At 57.7% G+C, this 15,714-nt stretch carries 10 protein-coding genes, 7 pseudogenes and 1 other annotated feature; of the genes and pseudogenes, 5 read left to right on the forward strand and 12 right to left on the reverse strand.

Annotation, left to right across the window (positions count from 1 at the left end; translation table 11 throughout):
- Positions 1 to 161 precede the first annotated feature (161 nt).
- The 5 genes and pseudogenes from CK222_RS23845 to CK222_RS23865 form a co-directional block, all read right to left on the reverse strand.
- Positions 162 to 2,330, reverse strand: coding sequence for an acetate--CoA ligase (locus CK222_RS23845; protein ID WP_095802092.1), 2,169 nt, complete (start codon positions 2,328 to 2,330; stop codon positions 162 to 164).
- A gap of 8 nt (positions 2,331 to 2,338) precedes the next feature.
- Entirely contained in the window at positions 2,339 to 3,112 is a 774-nt protein-coding gene (locus CK222_RS23850; protein ID WP_095802141.1) for an enoyl-CoA hydratase/isomerase family protein, read from the reverse strand.
- Positions 3,113 to 3,370: 258 nt separating this feature from the next.
- Positions 3,371 to 4,516 (reverse strand): annotated as a pseudogene (locus CK222_RS23855) (IS256 family transposase); the annotation flags it as partial.
- Positions 4,517 to 4,787: 271 nt separating this feature from the next.
- Positions 4,788 to 5,766 (reverse strand): annotated as a pseudogene (locus tag CK222_RS23860) (transposase); the annotation flags it as partial.
- Between the two features lie 175 nt (positions 5,767 to 5,941).
- Entirely contained in the window at positions 5,942 to 6,775 is an 834-nt protein-coding gene (locus CK222_RS23865; RefSeq protein ID WP_095802093.1) for a transporter substrate-binding domain-containing protein, read from the reverse strand.
- A 1,119-nt stretch (positions 6,776 to 7,894) separates the two neighbouring features.
- Between CK222_RS23865 and CK222_RS33015 the strand changes: the two are divergent.
- Positions 7,895 to 8,031 (forward strand): annotated as a pseudogene (locus tag CK222_RS33015) (IS3 family transposase); the annotation flags it as partial.
- A 48-nt stretch (positions 8,032 to 8,079) separates the two neighbouring features.
- Here CK222_RS33015 and CK222_RS23870 read toward each other — a convergent pair.
- Together CK222_RS23870 and CK222_RS23875 are read right to left on the reverse strand one after the other, a co-directional pair.
- Positions 8,080 to 8,226, reverse strand: a pseudogene (locus CK222_RS23870) (succinyl-CoA--3-ketoacid-CoA transferase); the annotation flags it as partial.
- 172 nt (positions 8,227 to 8,398) lie between these two features.
- Positions 8,399 to 9,361, reverse strand: coding sequence for a LysR family transcriptional regulator (locus CK222_RS23875; protein WP_095802094.1), 963 nt, complete (start codon positions 9,359 to 9,361; stop codon positions 8,399 to 8,401).
- A 91-nt stretch (positions 9,362 to 9,452) separates the two neighbouring features.
- Between CK222_RS23875 and CK222_RS23880 the strand changes: the two are divergent.
- The 4 genes and pseudogenes from CK222_RS23880 to CK222_RS23895 all read left to right on the forward strand — a co-directional run.
- Positions 9,453 to 9,976 (forward strand): annotated as a pseudogene (locus tag CK222_RS23880) (transposase); the annotation flags it as partial.
- Positions 9,735 to 9,851: a sequence feature (AL1L pseudoknot), on the forward strand. (Overlaps the previous pseudogene by 117 nt.)
- A 554-nt stretch (positions 9,977 to 10,530) precedes the next feature.
- Complete coding sequence (locus tag CK222_RS23885; protein ID WP_095802095.1) at positions 10,531 to 11,505, forward strand: amino acid ABC transporter permease; 975 nt, start codon at positions 10,531 to 10,533, stop codon at positions 11,503 to 11,505.
- 107 nt (positions 11,506 to 11,612) lie between these two features.
- Entirely contained in the window at positions 11,613 to 12,362 is a 750-nt protein-coding gene (locus tag CK222_RS23890) for an amino acid ABC transporter ATP-binding protein (protein ID WP_095802142.1), read from the forward strand.
- A gap of 689 nt (positions 12,363 to 13,051) precedes the next feature.
- Positions 13,052 to 13,305, forward strand: a pseudogene (locus CK222_RS23895) (transposase); the annotation flags it as partial.
- 217 nt (positions 13,306 to 13,522) lie between these two features.
- Here the strand turns inward: CK222_RS23895 and CK222_RS23900 are convergent.
- The 5 genes and pseudogenes from CK222_RS23900 to CK222_RS32730 all read right to left on the reverse strand — a co-directional run bounded on the left by CK222_RS23900 (position 13,523) and on the right by CK222_RS32730 (position 15,675).
- Positions 13,523 to 14,110 carry a UPF0149 family protein gene (locus CK222_RS23900; protein WP_348628813.1) on the reverse strand — a complete coding sequence of 196 codons (588 nt, stop codon included), beginning with the start codon at positions 14,108 to 14,110 and terminating at the stop codon, positions 13,523 to 13,525.
- Entirely contained in the window at positions 14,107 to 14,688 is a 582-nt protein-coding gene (locus CK222_RS32720) for a transposase (protein ID WP_280951786.1), read from the reverse strand. Before CK222_RS32720 ends, CK222_RS23900 begins: the two co-directional genes overlap by 4 nt.
- Positions 14,597 to 14,881, reverse strand: a pseudogene (locus CK222_RS33550) (transposase); the annotation flags it as partial. The gene CK222_RS32720 and the pseudogene CK222_RS33550, both read right to left, overlap by 92 nt.
- Complete coding sequence (locus tag CK222_RS33425) at positions 14,823 to 15,059, reverse strand: transposase (protein WP_210201942.1); 237 nt, start codon at positions 15,057 to 15,059, stop codon at positions 14,823 to 14,825. The pseudogene CK222_RS33550 and the gene CK222_RS33425, both read right to left, overlap by 59 nt.
- On the reverse strand, positions 14,962 to 15,675 hold the full coding sequence (locus CK222_RS32730) for an IS66 family transposase zinc-finger binding domain-containing protein (RefSeq protein ID WP_348628814.1): 714 nt from the start codon (positions 15,673 to 15,675) through the stop codon (positions 14,962 to 14,964). Before CK222_RS32730 ends, CK222_RS33425 begins: the two co-directional genes overlap by 98 nt.
- Between the last annotated feature and the right edge of the window lie 39 nt (positions 15,676 to 15,714).

A 15,714-nucleotide genomic window follows, 5' to 3' on the forward strand; every position in this document is an offset into this window, starting at 1 on the left:
TGGCTTTCGGCAAGTTCACTTGAGAGAGCGTTCTAGCGCAGCGATCGGAGCCACACCGCTGCGCGATTGATCGCTTTGGTGTGGCTCACTCATTTGATGTCGCCGCTAAACTGAGCGGGCGACATCAGCCACAAGGCAGTTTGATCCTTTCGAACGTCTGCTTACTTACCGACCAGTCTTACGTCCACGGGATAGATTCCGCTTTCGTTCGCGATGATCGGGTTAATGTCGAGTTCCGAAAGATTTTCCATGCTCATGACCGCGTGGGAAACCTTCGAGATGAAGTTCGCGAGCAGCCCCTTATCGACCTTCGGATAGTTCCTGAAGCCGTCGAGGATCTTCGCAACTCGCGTTTCGTTGATCATGTCCAAAGCCTCGTCGGGAGAGAACGGCGCTGCGCGAAAGGTCACGTCCCCGGCTGCTTCGACCAGTACGCCCCCAGAGCCAAACAAGATGACAGGGCCGAAGACCGGATCGTTTGTTGCTCCAACGAACAGTTCAACGCCGCTCTTCACCATCGGTGCAACGATGAAGCCGAAACTCGCTTTGGGGGCGGCGAATGCCATAGCGCTTTCAATACCTCGTGCGGCAGCGCGCGCGGCCTCTCGCTTCACCCCGAGGCGCACGCACCCGACATCCGATTTGTGCACGACACAGGCTGTGTCAACCTTTACAGCACAGGCGGCAGCAAACCTCGCCACAGCAGTTTCAACCGACTCAGCATCACTTGCCGGTACCCATTCACCTGTTCCGACGCCCAGTTTCTGCAGTATGCCGCGAGCCGTCGTCTCTGCCGATAGCCCACCTGGAACCGCAACGGACGCCGCGTCGACCACGATCTCACGTCCGTCGAGACCCTGCCTCGCCAACCAATCAGCCCTCTCAAAGAGCGCCTTACAGCCGGCCACAGCCCAATCAATTGACGGGAATACTTGAATGCCGCCCTGCCGGAGGATGTCATGGTTCTCGGGCTTCCGATTGGCGTAGCAGCTATGGAAAACCAGAGGGAGGCCGGTGACCTGCTGCAAACTCACGATCCGCTCGGCCGCTGAATTCTCAGCTGCCAACAGTGAACTATCAAACCTAACGTGATAAGCTCCAAACAGCCCGTTTATCACAACGAGCCCTACCTCAGGGTCCGAGGCCAGAATCTCGATGCACTCGGGGAAGACGTCGGGATAGGCATCCGCGGCACTTGCTACGTCAATCGGATTTAGTACGCTGGCTTGCCCGCCAAGGACACTTCTCAACCTGATTTTAGTGCTCTCGGAAAGAGAAGCGAATGGCACTCCCGACCTTGAAAGCGCGTCGACGGCGAGTGTTGCATGCCCGCCGCCGTCTGTCAGAACGACGACACCGGTTCCGGGTTTTGGAAGAGGGGTGGTTGCCATGAGCGCCGCCACCGGCAGCAGTTCATCCGAGCGCTCGACAAGGGACACCCCCATCTGGGCCAGCGTTTTCAGGGCAACATCGTCGGCCCCTGCAATCGAACCTGTATGGGAGAGCGCTGCCTTTTGGCCCTCAGACGATCGTCCGCCGCGCAGCATCACAATCGGGCAGCTTTGTACAACTCTTGAAGCAGCATCCAGAAATGCCCGGCCGTTGAGAAAGCCCTCATTGTAGATTGCAATCGAACGAGTGGTCTCGCGCAGGCAAAGTTCCTCGATCAACTCGGCGTATCCAACATCAGTTTGGTTGCCAAGCCCCGCAATGACATCGAAGCCAGGACCGTTAATTGCGCGCCTGTCTTCGACAAGCGATAGAACCATATTGCCGCTCTGTGTCAGAGCACTGACGGGACCGCTTGGGGGAAGTTCTGGCAGGCCGATGAAGTCCGCCCCCACGGTACAGTTGAGCATTCCCGATGTGTTCGGTCCAATGATCCGTACGCCGCTTCTTGCAAGGGCGTCACGCAGTCTTTCTTCCGCGGCAGAACCATTATCTCCCCGCTCTCGAAAGCCGTGCGCCAAAACCACTGCACCAGCAACGCCCCTTTCACCGCACTGAATAAGAATCTCCGGTACTTCTTCGGCGGGCCGCACGATAATTGCGATATCTACATCCCTGGGAAGGGCGGCGATTTCTGTAACGACCGGAACATCGAGAATCGTCCCTGTCCTGGGATTGACCGGGTAGATAGGATAGGCGTAGCCACCCTTTTTTAGCGCCTTGATGATCTGAAATCCGCGCTTGTCGGGATTTGAGGATGCGCCGATAACCGCGACAGAGTGCGGCTCGAGGATGCGACTTAGCGCCGTTGCCTCGTTCTCGCCGTGAGCAGCCGCAAACTGCTGCTCGCGCGAGATAGTTGCCTCGTTGGAAAATGTCATAGTTCTGCCTATTTTCCTGCGAAACGCGGGGAACGCCGTTCGGCAAAGGCAGCGACACCTTCCGCCCAGTCGTGGGTTTCCATTATTGATAGAAGGTCTTCGGCCTCGGCTCGGAAAAGCTCTTCCGGGCTTTGCGGGAAATTGATCGCGGCCTTTAGACGCGCCATCGGCAGGGGCGCGTTCCTGACGATTTTCTCCACTAGCGCTGCCGTGCGCTCCTTGAGCTGGTGCGCTGGGGGAGCCTCATTTGCGAGGCCGATCTCCAGGCATTTCGCGCCAGTAATCTTTTCGCCCAAAAGCAAAAGTTTCGCCGCGTTCCGTAGCCCGATGAGGCTCGGCAAGCGGAGCGTTACTCCCCCTCCAACATAAGTTCCAATCGCAACCTCAGGAAACCCAAGCTGAGCGTCCTCGGACATAATGAGAAAATCAGCAGAGGTAGCGATTTCTGCTCCGCCGCCCAATGCATAACCGTGCACCTCGGCTATCACCGGAGCGTTCATCATCTGAATCCGCTCGCAGACCCTCTGACCCAGCATAATATAGGCTTCGCGCTGAGCCGGCGTCCGTTCACCAGATTTGTGCGCTTTTAGATCTGCCCCGGCACAGAAAGCACGGCCGTTTCCTGATAGGACCACGCACCGAATATCCGGGTCGGCGTCCGCATGGTTAAGGGCATCCAAGGTCTGCTGATAAAGTGCTTCATTGACAGCATTCAACCGCTCCGGACGGTTGAGAACGATGTGCAATGTCTTGTTTTCTCTCTTAGTGGTAACTTCGCTCATGAACAATCTCTTGAGGGTGGCTATCGTCGACAGTCTCCTCAAAAAACTATTGCGCGTCCAACCTTTCTTAGGCATAGACTAATCGCGAATGGGCAATAATATACCTCAGGCGCCTACGAGCCCTTGTCGTCGATCGCGGAGCGAGGGGGATACACCGCTGCGGCGCGATCGTGTGTGCGTGGTGTAGCTGGCGGCATTGGTCGCCGTGGTCTCCGGCATGGGCCAGGCTGATCAGCGCCACGGCTGGCAGGCTGATCAGGGATCATCGCTCATCTGGCTGATCGTTTGCAGAGTGATATATCTGGCCCGGCTGCATTGCCCATTCACCGTTCTGTTCGAGCAGGATTGCGCCGACGAGGCGCACGATTGCATCGTCGTTCGGGAAGATTCCGACGACCCCGGTGCGCCGCTTGATCTCGCCGTTGAGACGCTCGATCGCATTGGTCGATTGGAGCTTGGCGCGATGTTCCTTCGGAAGCAATATAGGCCAGCACGTCGGGCTCGGCGTCATCCATGATTGTCGCCAGCCTCGGGACCTTGGGCCGGATCTGATCAGCCGCGGCGCGCCATTGCGTGCTTGCGGCCTCGGGCGTCTCCTGGCCGGAGCGTGAAGGCTGAGACGACCCTGCGGCACTCTTGCCGGCATGGGCCAGCACGTGGACGCGGCAGCGTTGCCATGTCGCCGGCAGCACCCGGTCACGGCGCTCCTGAGGCCTTCGTGCACGTTGGAGACGACGAGCTTGACGCCGCGCAGGCCGCGACGTGTCATCTTGCGCAGGAACTCCGTCCAGATCGGCTCGGCCTCCGACATGCCAATCTCCATGCCCAGGACCTCGCGCCGGCCGTCTGCGTTGACGCCGACGTCGATGATGACAGCGACCAATACGATCCGCCCACTGCGGCGGACCTTCAGGTAGGTGGCGTCGATCCATTAGGTAGGGCCAATCGCCCTAGATTGGCCGCTCGAGGAAGGCCTTCACCTTGCCGTCGATCTCCTCGCACAGGCGCGAGACCTGACTCGTGGAGATGCCGCTCATGCCCATGGCCTTGACCAGATCGTCAACCGACCGGGTCGAGATGCCTTTAACATAAGCTTCCTGGATGACGGCGGTCAGCGCCTTCTCGGCCATGCGGCGCGGTTCGAGGAAACCCCGAAAGTAGCTTCCCTTCCTGAGCTTCGGGATGCGCAGCTCGACCGTGCCGGCCCGCGTCTCCCAGTCCCGGTCGCGGTAGCCATTGCGCTGGGCAAGCCGCAGCGGGTTGCTCGCGATAGGCGGCGCCGGTGGCCGGGCCCACCTCCATTTCCATCAGCCGCTCGGCGGCAAAGCCGATCATCTCGCGCAGCAGATCGGCATCCGGGGTCTTCTCCACGAGCGTGCGCAGGTTCATCATGTCGTCGGTCATCGGTGGACCTTCCGAAATGGGTTGGCGTCAACAACCAAACCCTAACAGAAAGCGCCGATGACCACCGACACGCAACTCACTCGCTCCACCGCTACTAACGGCGCGCTCGCGAGCGGCTTCGTAACCCCGGAGCTACCACCTGATGGGACACGACCAAATCTAGCCGATGGGATGGCAGTGAACAAGTAATCGTGTGCGCCGGTTTCCCCACCACGGTACAGTTCATACTCCGTTCCTCGCTAACGTACGCAGCGTTTATCAACCAAAGACAGCTACAGCTGTTTTTAATGATGATGCCGCCATCCGGGCTTCGGCGCATCTGACGACCCGTGGCGGTGCGGAAAACCCTCCTCAATTGCAGCGCAGGCGGCACGCGCTACCACAGGGTCTGCACGCTCTTCCGGCCGTACCGGGTTTTGCGAATGACGTTTCCTGTGACGATGCGTGCGACCATCGGAAGCCAATCTCGTGGAAACACAGGTCGGCATGCTGCGGGCTGATATGATGAAAGACGCCGGCGATGGTACGGCGGACGCGGGAGTTGAAGCCCTCCACCGAATTGACGTGGACGGCGTCGCGAACATATTCACCACTGGAATGCCTCACAATCTCGTTTGCTCGTGCTGAGAGACCGGTCACGACTGCGGCACGCGCGTCACCGGCCAGACTGCCAGGCATGATGTCAGTTGGCCGCCCCACCATTGCCATGACTGGCGTTTTGTCCGTATTCGCTGTCGGTTCCGGCCGCGGCCTGGAGGCGGGTCGTCGGGATTCTTTCTGGGCCTCCCACCGGAGATGGAAATGGTCAATCTCCACCGTGCCGGCGAGCATGTTATTGCGCGCCACAATGAGCCGCAGTGCCTGTCCCATCCGCCAAGCCGTTGGCTGGTCACCCCCAGTGCCTCGGCCAGGCGCACCGACGACAAGCCCTTGTCGGATTGCAGTAACGGCCACATGGCCTTCAGCCAAACACGTAAGGGAAGCTTCGTGGAGTGCAGAGGCGTGTGTGTCGTACTGGAACCTGCAATCGCCGCTGGAACATTGATAAAGGCCCGGTCGGGCGCGCCGCTTGCCGGTATCGCGGCCGGGAAGTGCAATCGAGCGTTTGTATCCGCAGGCGGGGCAGATTCGGCCATCCGGCCAAACCATGCTTTTCAGCAGCCGCCGATAAGGATATTCACTGCGGACGGTCCGATCATGTCCTCAATGGTACGAATGTTAGAAAGCGCCGCCAGCATCGTTTCACGCATTCTCGGCCCCCAGGTCAAAGCCAAAAAAATCGCATGAAAAGCCATAGATCACAAGGATATTGCTGTCTTTGGTTGATAAACGCCGGCGGCGGCGTTGGTACCTTCTCGATGTTCAGAGCGTCTAATAACGGTTTTGCAATGGAATCGGCCCGAAATAAATCGGGCCGAACACAAGCTACTCGACGGTGGTATCTGCCCCGTACCACTTTATCGAAAGTTTAGACAGCGTTCCGTCATCCCTCATGGCCTTAACGGCTGCAGCGATCTTGTCTTCAAAGGCCGTGTCACCCTTGAGGATCGCTATAGCACCGGGCGCAGAATACAACGGTTCGTCGAGTACTTTGAGCGGATAGCCGGCCTTTATCGCTTCTACCGCAGAAGGCTCGTCGCAAAGAACCGCATCTAGGCGGACGCCATCGCCAAGCCGAAGATCGGCCAAAATAAGGTCCGTCGTCTGGAAGGTCCGGACGGAGCCCGGCGTGAACTTATATTCTACTGGCTTAGCGCCTTCGAAGTTCAAGATCAGCTTATGGTGGGCATAAGCCTCACCAGTGTCCCCTGTGGTAGTTCCTACCACTTTTCCGTCGAGATCGGAGAGCTTGGTTGATTTACTATCTTTGTGAACAATTGCTACCTCCCGACTGTACACGTACACTACAAAATTGAACTTTTCAGCACGGTCCTTGGTGGGTGTCATTTGGCCCATGGCTAGGTCCCATCGTCCATCCCATTTGCCTGACACTATGACATCCCAATCAGGCGTGACGAACTTGGCCTGAACCCCCAATTTTTCTGCAATGCCCTTCGCGACCTCAATCTCAAAGCCGTCTAGTTCATGTTTTTCATTCATGAAAGAGCTTTTGGGCCAAGCGAAAGAGGTAGCCACCGTCATAGTCTTTGTTTCAAGAACCTTGTCGAGCACAGAGCCGGCGAGCGAATCAGTTGCAAAGCCCATTGATGAGAGTGCAAGTGATGCTGCGGCGATAATGACCTGGGTAATCTTACTCATGATTTATTATCTCCTTGTTGGTTTCACATCGTGTTGTATTCAACGCTCCCAGAGAGTTTGGATCGCTGGCACGTGTCTTGTCTAAATCAGATCAAGCAACTCTGGGCTGGCTCCCTTTCTCGTGTGGCCGATCACTGCGGGGCCGTCACCTTCCCACGGCATCAGGATAGAGGTGCAGTCCGGGGTGGCGACGCGTTCGTTCCCGGGGAGAAATCCTCGGGAAGCTGAAGGTCGCCCCAGCAGTTCCACAGGAGGACCGTTTCAAAATCCTGCCGGACGCCGCAGCTATCCCCTCGATCTCGCGTACAAAGCGGGGATAGGTCGCGCGAGCCGATGATTCCAGCGTCTTCAGATAGTCTGATCCGCACCAGCGCTTCTCCAGTGCAATCTTGCTCGCTTCGCTGAAAGCCGGTGCTGGCTCGACTGTTGCTGCTGGCCGGCCTAGCCGCTGAAGCAGAGGCCCGCAAACCTGACGTCATTTGCGAGCTGGGCCGCGAAAGTTGGAATGATCGTTTCATTTGGGTCCTGGAGGGGATCATACAAATAACAGCCACATGGTTCCAGGACCGATGATCACCTTCATTCAATTCTCCCTATCGCGACATCGTTCTTGAATCTCCCGAATTACTGGCGTCAGGTTCCGCAGGTAGGCTTCGTTCTGGGATTTGGGTATGTAGCGCCCGTCACAGCATTGCGTCCAACATCTTTTGGACATCGATTAATCGCGAGCCAGCAACAGTATGAGCCTTAAGACGTTCCGTTCGTCGCGATAGCGGAGGGCGGCAGATGTCGAGCAGTGGCCGGTTCCTCGAACATCGCTCTAATTGTGAGCTTAGGGCGGACTGCGGCGCGGCGATCCAGGTTTGATGCCGCCCCAAGCGTTGCGCGCAGCAGACAGATCCCGGACGGGAGGTGCAGCGCCGTTCGGCCAGGTCGGCGTTGGGGACGGAGGGCTGGCTGCGCGAGTGGTTGTTCCTGCATGGCGGCACGCACACTTAATTCGCCAGGAACTCGCTATTTCTGCCATATGGAAGAATCGAGAGCTCGGATGAGATCAGGGAGCTGAAGGCTGGCGTATCGCCGAATTATCTGGGTCCTGCTATCTCACCCTATCGGCTCCTGAAGAAGATCCTTGCCGACCTGACGCTCGATTGGGGGATGCTGCAGGACGTTATCCGCCGAAAAATCTAAGGCCTGCCTGGAAGCGCAAGCAGATCCACGGGATGCTGGCGAATTGGATTGCCGGCGTGAAGCGGGTGGTCGTCGTCATGGACCATACTAACAAGGCAGAGGAGTCGAAGGTCTTAACATCCTGCACGCTGGCTGCGCAGCTCGCTGTCAGTGATGCCGTCGGCAAGTTCAACCATCTTTAAACCGCCTTCGACGACGTCGAGCACGCCAAGGTGGGTGATGATCCAATCAACCACGCCCTGGCCCGTCAGCGGCACGCTACCGAAGCAATGATCGTTGACTGATCTGCCGCGGCAAATAGCAAGCTAGACGTGAGCGAGCCCTATAGACTTCGAAAGTTCTACCCTGGGCACTCCATCGATTGGACAGAGATCAGGGGCTGTCCGGACTCTTCCGAAATCTGCAATAGTGGGTGCGCTTTCGCTAGTTTTCCTATTTCTTTTTCGTCGGGTCAGGTTGTGACTTGTCTAACCATCTGGCTCCGGTCGGAATTCTGAATCCCTGGGTTACTCCCTGCCGCAGCATTTCCATGAGAATTCCCGCGGCCGGAGGCATAGGTGTCTGTGGATCATGGACAAGATAGATCTCGCGTTCGACTACCGGACCCACCAACTCTTTTTGGGCAAATTCACAAAACTGCATCATGGGCAGGACAAGGCTAGGCACTGCGGATACCCCTAGATCGGCTGACACGAGACCCGCAACCGCACCGACGTCACGAACCTCTGTGACGGTCCCGAGTTGAATTTCGGCAATCTGCAAAGCGCGATCCACACAAGTGCGAATGCTGCTCAAGGGATCGAATGCGACGAAGTCTTCCCCGGTCAAGTCGTTCCAGGACACTGTATCCATGTCCGCAAACCGGTGAAATTTTGAGCAAATGCAGATCAGTCTATCCGCCGCGATCCGCTCGCAGACCAGCCGTCCTTTCGCCTTTGGAAAGGAAGTGATGCCAAAATCGACTTGTCCGTTGGATACGTAATTGACAACCTCCTCCGCAAAGCCGTCCTTTACCGATATTTTAACGTTGGGCCTGGCTTTCCGGAATTCGGAAATGATCGTTGGCAGCATGATGGACGCGACCGACGAAAGTGCGGCTAGGCTCACAACCCCATTCATTCCACTATGGTAAAGCTGGAACCGTGACAGTGCGCTGTCGAATTCCTCAAGGACACGGCGCGCGTTCATCAAAAGCTGGTCGCCGGATGCTGTGACAACGACCCGCCTTGTAGTGCGCTCGAACAGGCGGGTGTCGAGTTCCTCCTCAACTTCCACGATTGTTCGACTTAAAGCTGACTGCGAGATGTTCAGAAACTGGGCTGCAGCGGTATACCCGCCCCGCTCCGCGATCGCGACGAACGCACGCAAATGCCTGAGAGTGATGTTATTCCTCATTCGCGATCGATATACTTAGATCACGTTGGATGGGCAATAGCGAACCGCCCCGGGTTTGATCGGAGGCTCCAAGTCCTGAGAAGGCGGAGCCATGACAAGCAAGACGACCAACAAGTTCTCTGCCGAGGTCCGAGCCCGAGCGGTGCGGCTGGTTTTGGATCACGAAGGCGAGCATGCCTCGCGGTGGGCGGCGGTCTCATCGATCGCCGCCAAGATCGGTTGCACGGCGCAGACGCTGCATGAGTGGATGAAGAAGGTCGAGCGCGACAGTGGCGTGCGAGCCGGTGTGCCTACGGATGTGGCGACGAAACTCGGCTTTGGAAAGCGAGAACCGCGTGCCTCGCTAGGCCAACGAGATCCTTCGCAAGGCTTCCGCATATTTTGCCCAGGCGGAGCTCGACCGTCGGTTCAGCCATAATCGCGTTCATCGACGATCACCGCGATGCGCATGGGGTCGAGCCGATCTGCAAGGGTGCTGCCGATCACCCCGTCGACCTACCACGACCATGTCGCCAAGCGCATCGATCCCTCCCGGCTTCGGCTCGGGTGAAGCGGAAAGAGGCTTTGAAGGATGAGGTCCGACGCGTGCTCGAGGCTAACTTCCGCGTTTACGGCAACATCCCGCCGGCCGAATGCCGAGGAACGCTACTACGCCATGTTGGATGAACCAGCCATAGCCGCGGGACTCAAACGAAACAGCCTCCGGAAAACCCGAGGCGGTTCAACTCGCCCCCTCGACAAAAACGCAGAAAATCTGCAGCGGAGCCAGGAACATTGCAGAACTTCAGCAGAAGAGGACGTTTAACATCTTATGACCCTGATTAAATAGCGGTTCGGTGTTCGCTGAAGCCGCGACGCACTCAATTTTGATGCGCCAGCGAATGCCGATTTGATGCGCCAGCGAATGCCGAGAATCTTTGGGTCGAAATGAAGTGATCCATGGCGCGGGCGTGGGTGGAAATGGGCATCCCAGCTTCGACGCCGAAGCGGCTTAGATGTCGAGCGCTTATATTAGAACATTAGAAATGGACTCTGACCGAAGAAACCTAAATAATCGCATTCTTGGCAACGCGCCACTGGGTTGTCAATCAAAGCTGTCCAAGGAGTGACGATTTGCAATAAGTAGCGGCCCGGCGCGTCTGGGCTGCCCATCATGGCGGAAGAATAGAATGCTCTACCGAGACTCAGTTGACTCTGAAGCGCTTGTTCATAAGCCGCTATTTATCGGCTCTATTTTTATGGCTGTACTCGCAGCTTCAATGATGTGTGATTTTTCGGGCACCCTTATCGGTCAGCTGCTGCGCCCGGTGATAGGCGATCCGCTGCAAAGCGGCGTGTATGGGCGTTTCGCTATATCATTAGTGCTTTCTCTGCTATTTTGTCTCAACATCGTCCTGATCGGCTTCGCTCCCTTAAAGGTGCAGATAGGGGTCGTCTGGCTGGAACTTCTGTTGCTTTTCCTAGGATTTTTTTCGGTTTTTCACTTAAGTGTGCCCTTCATTGTCAAAAATTTGCCGTATCTAATAACCCAGGGGGCTTTCACAACTCTATACGTCTCTGCCATCTCACTGCTTTTCGCATCCTTTATTGGACTTGTTGCAGCGGTTGCAAAGCTTTCGACGAATGGGTTCGCCTACGGTGTCGCGAGCTTTTACACCTCATTTTTCCGCGGCGTACCGCAGTTAATGCAAATTTATATCATATATTTGGGTCTTCCGCAGTTAGGCGTTTCGCTGGATACTGTTCCCTCTGGGGTGCTGGCAATATCTTTGTGTAGTGGCGCATATATGGGGGAGATCTTTCGCGCCGGTATTCAAAGTATCGACCGTGGTCAGTGGGAAGCTTCGCGATCGCTGGGTTTCGGCTTCGGACTCACAATGCGAAGGATTATCCTTCCCCAGTCTTTCCCTATAATTATTCCGCCCATGGGTAATATGTTTATTGGTATGCTGAAGGACAGCTCGTTGGTGTCGGTGCTGGGTGTCTGGGAGCTGACCTTCCTAGCTCGGAGCATCGGTGTGCCGACGTTTCAAACGATGGAGATGCTTATAGCGGCTTCGATGATATATTGGGTCATGTCAGCGTGCCTCGAAATGGTCCAGGCTCGCATCGAGCAATATTTTGCAAGGAGCAAAGCACGATGACGCGGGGCGGAAGCGATCTGATCACAATTCGAAAGGTGGAGACCGCTTCCTATCTCGGATTGAAGGATCCGCGGGTCGGTAATGATTTTTATAGTGGAAAAGGAAAAATGCTTGACGCGTCAAACAAGATCATTGAAGCGCGGCACGTGTCAAAATGGTACGGCGCCTTCAAGGCATTAAATGACATTAGCCTTTCGGTTCATTCGGGGGAACGAATCGTCATTTGTGGCCCCTCTGGATCTGGAAAATCGACGCTGATACGCTGTTTCAACCGACTTGAAGCACATCAGGAGGGCGAGATCGCCGTCAACGGTATTAGATTGCATAACAAAATGCGTAACGTCATGGAGGTTCGAAAGAATGTTGGAATGGTTTTCCAGCATTTTAACCTGTTCCCGCACATGACGGTATTGATGAACTGCATGGCTGGTCCGATGTGGATTAACGGGGTGACGGAGACCGAGGCCAGAAGGATCGCCTTGAAGTTCCTTGAGCGCGTTCGCATTCCGGAGCAGGCCAACAAATATCCTGTTCAACTCTCAGGTGGACAACAGCAGCGCGTTGCTATCGCACGGTCTCTCTGTATGGAACCTGCCGTCATGCTTTTTGACGAACCCACTTCCGCGCTCGATCCGGAGATGGTTTCGGAAGTACTCGATACCATGACGGGATTGGCACGTGAGGGAATGACAATGGTTTGCGTCACTCACGAAATGGGCTTTGCACGCGCGGTCGCGGATCGGGTGATTTTCATGGATCACGGCCAGATTATCGAAGAGGCCCCGCCAAACGCCTTCTTCACGAACCCTCAACATGAAAGGACAAAGTTGTTCTTGCGACAGATATTATCTCACTGAGACTTCGCTTTCTCATCTCCCCGATCTTGACCACCGAAATCCCTCTCCCGAAAATCGGGAGAAGCATTGGCGATCACGCGCCGCCGGTCTCCCGGAGCGCTCCGGGAGACCGGCGGCAGCACTAAACTGGGGAAGATTCAAACGGCACTTCTGGGGAGTATTGAGCCGGCATCGACAGTCGCGCCAGCGTGACGGCGTCCGGTTGATGCTTGAGGATCGGCTCGGCCCATCCCAGCAACCCTCGTCTTTTAATCGCACGAAGGGGCGGGCCACCGATCTCCGCTTCGGAACATGACGTCTAGCATGGCCGCCTCGGCTGCACTGTCTTAGCGTCGGCTCCGTCCTGCTGAAGCCTCGGCTTGCCAATGCGGGAGACCGACCAAGGGCGCCGGCTTGCGGCGCTCGGAGGTCAATGTGCAACAATTTGACTGAAATCCTCCCGACGGCTCGGTGGTTGGCCGAGAGCTTTGAACCTTCGGGGACGCTGCCAAGTGGGTGTTCAAGATCCGCAACTTTTCACAACGGCAAAGATGTCACTCCTGCGGACATTCTCGCATCTATGCGACACCATATGGTGAGGGACCAACTCCGATGCGAAGGCCATGCTGCCTTCTGGATCCCCGATAACTGGATCGTTTTTGGTTAGAGTTTTTCGCTGTATTTTCCCGGCTGGGAGAAGGAGCGGAACGATGAAGGCATCGAAGTTTTCGGACGCGCAGAAGGCGTTCATTTTGAAACGGGCGATGATGGCGTGAGCGTGGCGGAGATCTGCCGCAAGGTCGGGATCAGCCAGGCGACGTATTTTAACTGGCGCAAGAAGTATGCTGGCTTGCTGCCCGATGAAATGCGCCGGTTTAAGGCGCTGGAAGATGAGAATGGGCGCCTGAAGAAGATCGTTGCCGACCTGACGCTCGATCGGGAGATGCTGCAGGACGTTATCCGCCACTGGCGCTACGCGCCCGTGGTCGTGGCGTTGACTAGGGTCGCCGTTTGGTGGCGGGGAGCTTCTCTCCCGATACCCAAACGGTGCATTTCGCACACGGCGAGCACTGAACCGCTTTCGAAGTAAGCGGTGCACCGAGGCACCTTTCCAGAAGTCGCCTGATGCGTGTATGGCGGTCAGCCGTTCGTCGGCGCGCCGGGGCGATCACTGCGGGTTATCATAATGGGTGACATAGTGGAGTTCGCGAACGGCGGGGATGACGAGGGCGATATCTTTGTATGCCTCGTGCTCGATGAAGTGCGCGGTCTCGGGCCCCGGCCTGGGCTTGCCGAGGACGGGCCGCCCCTTCTTGTCGACGCAGTAGATCAGGATCGGCAGCAGCGGACCGTGGTTGGGGTTCCTGAGGTCGAGTAGCCGTTTCCAGCATTTGATGTTGAGATTTATGGCCGTAGAAGCCTTGGCACCATGGCTGCGGGTCGATGCCGCCGCCGGGCTTGGTGATGAAGCGGGGCGCATAATCCTGCGGTCTGTCGAACAGCGTCTCGTTGATCCGGTTGTGGATCCTGGCGAGGCTGGCGAACACGGCGTGATCGGTTGCAGAGCCTTTGCCCAGGACGTCGCGCGACAAGCCCATGAGCGGGCACATCCAGTCTTGCGTGTCGGCGAACCGCGGCCCGGTGACCGATGCCGTTACGAAGCCATCCAGCGCCGACATGCTCCGCACCAGCGGGCGGGGGTTTGTCTTGGCGGCCATCCAGGCCTCGAGCGCCTGGTCCGACAGCGCCATGTCATCGAGCGCGCTCATGCAGCCGAGGGGAGCGGCATCTCTTGGCGGCGCACCCAGTTCCACGGCATCAGCTCATCCCAGCGCGAGGCTGGCCAGTCGTTCTGGATGCGCTCGATGACATCGGCCATGTAGGCTTCGGCATCGACGCCGCAGAGCTTGCAGGTCTCGATGATGCTGAGCACGACCGCTGACCGCTCGGCCGCGGCGAAGCTGCCCGAGAAAAGCCAATTGCGCCTCCCACCCGAAAAACCACGAATTGCGCGCTCCATGATCAGGTTGTCGGGCTCGAGCTGGCCATCGTAGAGGAAGCGGTTGAACGCGCGCCATCGCTTGGTGCCATAGGCGAAGGCCTTGGCGATATCGGCATGGCGCGACAAACCCATGGCGTGGCGCATGAGCTGTCGTCGCAACGCGCGGACCAGGGGTCGGGTCCGCCTTCGTCGTGCGGCCAATCGCTCGGCCGGCCGGGAGCCCCCGTATCTCTTCCTCGATCCGGTAGATCGCCTGGATACCGGCCATGGCCGTCGTGCTGAGCTCGGTCGGCTGGCTGTCGTGAACGTCGAATATCTTGCGACGCAGATGGGCCAGGCAGGCAGCTTCTCGAATAGCGCCGTCCTTGTAGATCTGGTTGTAGCCGGTGAACCCATCGGCCTGGAGCGTACCGGCAAATCCGGCGAGCTCGCTCATCACGCTCTCGCCGGCGCGACCCATGGTGGCGCGATACCAGGGATCAGTGGCTCCTGCGAACCGAATTGCGGTCGTCGGCCACGTAAACCCAGAGCGCGCCATTGTGCGTCGTGCCGGTGCTGGGCGCCAGGATCGGAGGCCGCGTGTCGTCGGTATGAATCTTGGTGCGGGTACGGCCGATCTCACGGATGCGGTTGTAGATCGGATCGAGCAAGGCGGCGGCGTAGCCGGCGCTGCGCGCAAGGGTGGATCGCTCGATATCGACGCCCTTGGCGGTCATCATCTGTGCCTGACGGTAGAAGGGCGAAGGGCGGATGATAACCCCACTTGGCCATCATGATATGGGCGAGCGCGGCATAGCTGAGCTTGCCGCGCGCAATGGCCTTGGCTGGTGCCGGCGCCTGAATGATTTTATCGCAGGTTCGGCAGCTGTACTTGGGTCGAACGGTCTCGATCACCTGCCAGGCTTGGGCGACCAGGTCGAGCATCTCCTCGTGATCTGCGCCCATGGCGCGCAGATCGCCGCCGCAGCCCGGGCAGCATGCGCAAGACGGCTCTCGAACGATCCGCTTGCGCGGCAGGTTGGGGTTGAGCTTGCGCACCGGCAACACCCGGACCTTGTCGGTGTTAGCGACGATGGGCAGCTCGGCATCGGGCATGCCGGCGGCGACATCGGTCTCGAGATCTTCGAGTTCGAGCAGCATCTGGCCGAGCTTCTCGGACGAGCGGCCGAAGGCCTTGCGGTTGAAGCGATCGATCTGCAGCTGCAGGCGCTGAATGCGAAGTGCGGCCTCGGCGCGCTCTCTTCGCAGCTGCTCATCGCGTTCGGCGATGGTGGTGTCACGGGCAGCAACGGCCGCTTCCAGAAGCGCGATCCGGGCGAGGAAATCAGCGATTGAGGGAGCTTGGTTCCGACACCCAAATTACATACCCGA

Source organism: Mesorhizobium sp. WSM3866 (genome assembly GCF_002294795.1).
Lineage (GTDB): Bacteria > Pseudomonadota > Alphaproteobacteria > Rhizobiales > Rhizobiaceae > Mesorhizobium.